The sequence below is a fragment of the Flagellimonas oceanensis genome (assembly GCF_003992595.1).
GTDB classification, from domain to species: domain Bacteria; phylum Bacteroidota; class Bacteroidia; order Flavobacteriales; family Flavobacteriaceae; genus Flagellimonas; species Flagellimonas oceanensis.
On record NZ_RZNA01000028.1, the window covers coordinates 1 to 4,043 of the forward strand.

A 4,043-nucleotide genomic window follows, 5' to 3' on the forward strand; every position below is an offset into this window, starting at 1 on the left:
ACCAACGGCTGGACAATGCCTGCAGGCGGGCATCGGACTATGGGGCCTATAATTACAGCATGGTGGAGCGGATACTGAAAAAAGGGTGGGACACCCTGGAGGACGACCCGGAGGATACCTCCGAGGTCCCGGACCACGATAACATCAGGGGAGGAAACTATTATAAATGACAAACATTAAAACAGACAACATGAACACAAAGACATTGGAACAGATGAAACAGCTCAGGCTCCACGGGATGCTCAGGGCCTTTGACACCAGCCTCTCGCCCGAGAGCATGGACTATACCAACGATGAACTGGTGGCCTATCTGGTACAGTCCGAATGGGACGATAGGCACAACCGCAAGATCGAGCGCCTGACAAAGGCCGCAAGGTTCAGGTACGGTGCCGTTATGGAGGCCATCGATTACGGCCCTGGAAGGAACATCGACAGGAACAGGATACAGCGCTACGCCTCCTGTGGATTTATACGCAAGGGTGAAAATATGCTCATTACCGGGAGCACCGGGGTCGGCAAGAGCTATCTGGCCTCCGCCATCGGGCACCAGGCCTGCTCAATGGGGCACAGGACCATGTACTTCAACACGGCCAAACTCTTTACCTTGCTCAAAACCTCAAAGGCGGACGGGTCCTATCTAAAATTCATTGGAAAACTTGAAAAACAGGACCTGCTCATACTGGATGACTTTGGCCTAAAACCATTGGACAACATCAACAGGCACTCTTTGATGGAGATCATAGAGGACAGGCACGGCAAAAGGTCCACCATTATAGCCTCACAACTGCCCGTGGAGGCATGGCACGATGTCATCGGTGAAAAAACGATCGCCGACGCCATCCTTGACCGGCTGGTGCACTCGGCTCACAGGGTGGACATAAAAGGGGAATCAATGAGAAAAAAAATTAAAAATAAACGTTAACTTCAGCACCAAAATGAGTCGATCTCGTGCACTTGATTTGCACTGCTCACTTTCATCCGCCGCAGGTGGTATACATTGACCGCCCTATCCACTTTGTTCATTGGTTATGGCGAATTGCTGGGAGTTATTGGTTTGATTGTTGGCTTTTGGATGCATCAAGTCAAAAACCTATCGACTTTATGGTTATTGCCATTCGCAATTGGTGCTTTGATGACTCATTTCGCACATAGTGATTATGAGTACTATTATACAGCTTTATATTGTTGTATTGCTTGTATGGTTCTACTTGTCACAGAGAAAAATTTCAAAGTAACATTATAGTGATTAAAACTCCGAAGCTCTAAAGGTCCCCCCTGTCTTTAAGTGAGTTGGTTCGGTGACAAAGTTGATGAAGGTTACGAATATTGCCTTCTGATAATTTCTCCTTCCCTGACCATATCGGTAATTGGATGTGAAAATGTTCAAAAGAGAGTTTAACTTCAAAAAATAGAGATCATGAAAAAAATAATCATAATAGCAGGAAGCAACAGTCAAAAATCAATCAATAAAAGTTTATTGACCTATACCACCGGTTTATTGGAGAATGTAGAAATTATTTCAATTGACCTCAACGATTATTTATTGCCTATTTACAGCGTTGATTTTGAAGCTGAAAATGGTATGCCGACCGCGATCAAGAGGCTCGATGAATTATTTGATACTGCAGACGGATTTATGGTATCCCTAGCAGAACATAATGGGTCCTATGCGGCGGTATTCAAAAATACCTTGGACTGGTTATCCCGAGTCACTAAGAAAATATGGAGAGAGAAACCTATGCTGTTAATGGCAACCTCGCCAGGTAGCAGGGGAGGAGCAAGCGTATTGCAATCGGCTAGTGCCTATTTTCCATTTATGGGAGCCGATATCACGGATACGTTTTCGTTACCATCATTTTATGATAATTTCAAAAGCGGGGAAATCAATGATAAGAGCTTGAAAGCGAATCTTCTTGCCAAGGTAGATAAATTTCAAACAATAATTGAATAGATACCATTATGCCACATTTCATTATAGATTGTTCAAAACAAATCATAGCAAAGAAACTGCCAAGTACTATCATGCAGCAAGTATATGAAGCAGCGAAATCAACCGGATTATTTCTTCCAGAAGAGATAAAAGTGCGTATCAATTCTTTTGAATACTACAATACTGGAAACACAAGTGATAATTTCATCCATGTTTTTGGTAATATAATGGAAGGAAGAAACTCTGCCCAGAAAGCCAATCTATCAAAACAAATTATAACAGAACTAAAGGAAATGTTTCCAGAGGTTCCCATTATTTCCATGAACATAAGGGATTTTGAGAAAGCTGCCTATTGCAACAAGGAAATGGCTTAAAGGTTTATTGAGCAAAAGTGAACATAGGAGGTTTGCTCCAATCATTTTAACCTAATAAAAAGCCCCCTGATCAGCAGGGGGCTTTTCCGTTCACAATAAAAACCTTGAACCTACATTTTCAAGCGCATGAAAAGTTCGTGGGTGTTGTTGTCCAAACCGTCAATTTGGTTTTGGATGGAGGTCTCGTAGGCGTAGCCCAGATTGAACCCGCTGCTGATGTTGAACAGGAACAGTCCACTGATGCTCTCATCGTACCTGTAGCTGGCCCCTAACTCAAAGCGTTCCCCAAAATCCAGAATTCCCGTGAATTCCACGGATATGGGCGATGCATCCACGTAGCGCAACATCCCCATGGTCTTCAGGTCCAAGGTCCTGCCCAGCAAAAAGGTATACCCACCGCTCAGATAGGCGTGCATACGGTCCACCCCGAGGTAGGCATTGCCATCACGCTCCTGCAAACGGTCGGGAGTCAACAGCTTTGGTGCCGAAAGGGACGCGAAATACCTGTCGTGCTTCAAATAGACCCCGGCGCCCACATTGGGGGTGAAGCGGCTATCATAATCCACCAATGTCCCGTCCTGTCCCACACCGTAGGTCACAAGGCCCTGTGTGTTGGCGTCGTAGGAATTGGCGCTTCCCTTGATCCCGAAGTAGAGCATGTGCTCATCGTCCAATTGGATGTTGTAGGAGACGTCGATGGCCACCCATGTCTGTTGCTCGATAAAGGTCTTGTCGTTGAGTATGGAGGCCCCGAGCCCTATGTTCTTGCCCACGGGCATCCCGAAAATGGCACTTTGGCTTTCAGGAGCCCCTTCGATTCCCGCCCATTGGCTGCGAATCCCCAATGAGAATTCGGCAGCCTCGGAACTCCCCGCAAAGGCAGGGTTGTAAATGTTCATGTTGTAGCGGTAAAAGGTATAGTTCGGGTCCTGTTGTGCACTTGCCGATAGGGAAAGCACGAGGAGGAGGACCAGTAATTGAATGTTATTTAAAAGTTTCATCTGTTGTGTATGGTGTTTTTTGTTGTGTTGGTTTAATAGTTGATGAATATCCATCCTTGCAATGGTGCACTGCCATCGCCTAGGTTGATGACATACATGTACGATCCCGCAGGGAGTTTTTCGTTCCTGTTCTTGTAGAAACCTTCCCAGTTGTTGCGATAGGATCGGGTTCCAAAAACTTCGTGACCCCAGCGGTTGTATACCTTCACCACGTTGTTCGGGTAATTATCGATTCCTGGAATTATCCAAGCATCGTTGTTCCCGTCACCATTAGGCGTAAAGGCCTGTGCAGGAACCAAAGAAGGCTCTTCGCTTGTTGGGAATGCATCGTCCGCATCTGGAACACCATCATTGTCGTCATCCTCATCCATGCTATCGGGAATACCATCCCCATCGGTATCCAATGGAGTGTTGGATGCATCCGTTGGGTCGGTTCCTTCGGTCAATTCCACTTCGTCGGAATAACCATCGCCATCGTCATCGGTATCCGCATTGTCGCCAATTCCGTCCCCGTCCGTATCGATTGTCTCTGAAGCATCATTCGGGAAATCATCCTGATTATCCGGTATACCGTCATTGTCATCATCATTGTCAACGTTGTCGCCAAGACCGTCTCCGTCCGTATCGGTATCGGTAACGCCGTCATTATCGTCGTCCGTATCAGAATTGTCACCTACACCATCGCCATCAATATCGGAATCTTCGTTTGGATCGTATGGGAAGGCATCCTCATCATCT

6 protein-coding genes are annotated in these 4,043 nt (G+C 46.1%); 4 read left to right on the forward strand and 2 right to left on the reverse strand.

From position 1 onward, the window contains the following. The first annotated feature begins 190 nt into the window (after positions 1 to 190). The 4 genes from istB to EO132_RS08420 all read left to right on the forward strand — a co-directional run bounded on the left by istB (position 191) and on the right by EO132_RS08420 (position 2,304). Positions 191 to 922 (forward strand): IS21-like element helper ATPase IstB, encoded by a 732-nt coding sequence (gene istB, locus EO132_RS08405; RefSeq protein ID WP_127136804.1) that lies wholly within the window; start codon positions 191 to 193, stop codon positions 920 to 922. A 93-nt stretch (positions 923 to 1,015) separates the two neighbouring features. Beyond that, positions 1,016 to 1,243 (forward strand): DoxX family protein, encoded by a 228-nt coding sequence (locus tag EO132_RS19750; protein ID WP_417935842.1) that lies wholly within the window; start codon positions 1,016 to 1,018, stop codon positions 1,241 to 1,243. A 174-nt stretch (positions 1,244 to 1,417) separates the two neighbouring features. Then, a complete protein-coding gene (locus EO132_RS08415; protein ID WP_127137440.1) occupies positions 1,418 to 1,951 on the forward strand; it encodes an NADPH-dependent FMN reductase in 534 nt (177 codons plus the stop codon). A gap of 8 nt (positions 1,952 to 1,959) precedes the next feature. After that, positions 1,960 to 2,304: a 5-carboxymethyl-2-hydroxymuconate Delta-isomerase gene (locus EO132_RS08420; RefSeq protein ID WP_127137441.1), complete on the forward strand. Its 345-nt coding sequence runs from the start codon at positions 1,960 to 1,962 to the stop codon at positions 2,302 to 2,304. A gap of 110 nt (positions 2,305 to 2,414) precedes the next feature. Here the strand turns inward: EO132_RS08420 and EO132_RS08425 are convergent, their stop codons facing one another. Continuing rightward, entirely contained in the window at positions 2,415 to 3,305 is an 891-nt protein-coding gene (locus EO132_RS08425) for a PorP/SprF family type IX secretion system membrane protein (protein WP_164732304.1), read from the reverse strand. A gap of 32 nt (positions 3,306 to 3,337) precedes the next feature. After that, positions 3,338 to 4,043: gliding motility-associated C-terminal domain-containing protein (locus EO132_RS08430; protein ID WP_164732241.1), on the reverse strand; the 706-nt coding region annotated here is incomplete at its 5' end.

Bases quoted from the DNA above. Each gene is read 5' to 3' on its own strand.
- istB (WP_127136804.1), top strand. From the start codon at position 191: ATGAACACAAAGACATTGGAACAGATGAAACAGCTCAGGCTCCACGGG.
- EO132_RS08415 (WP_127137440.1), top strand. From the start codon at position 1,418: ATGAAAAAAATAATCATAATAGCAGGAAGCAACAGTCAAAAATCAATC.
- EO132_RS08420 (WP_127137441.1), top strand. From the start codon at position 1,960: ATGCCACATTTCATTATAGATTGTTCAAAACAAATCATAGCAAAGAAA.
- EO132_RS08425 (WP_164732304.1), bottom strand. From the start codon at position 3,305: ATGAAACTTTTAAATAACATTCAATTACTGGTCCTCCTCCTCGTGCTT.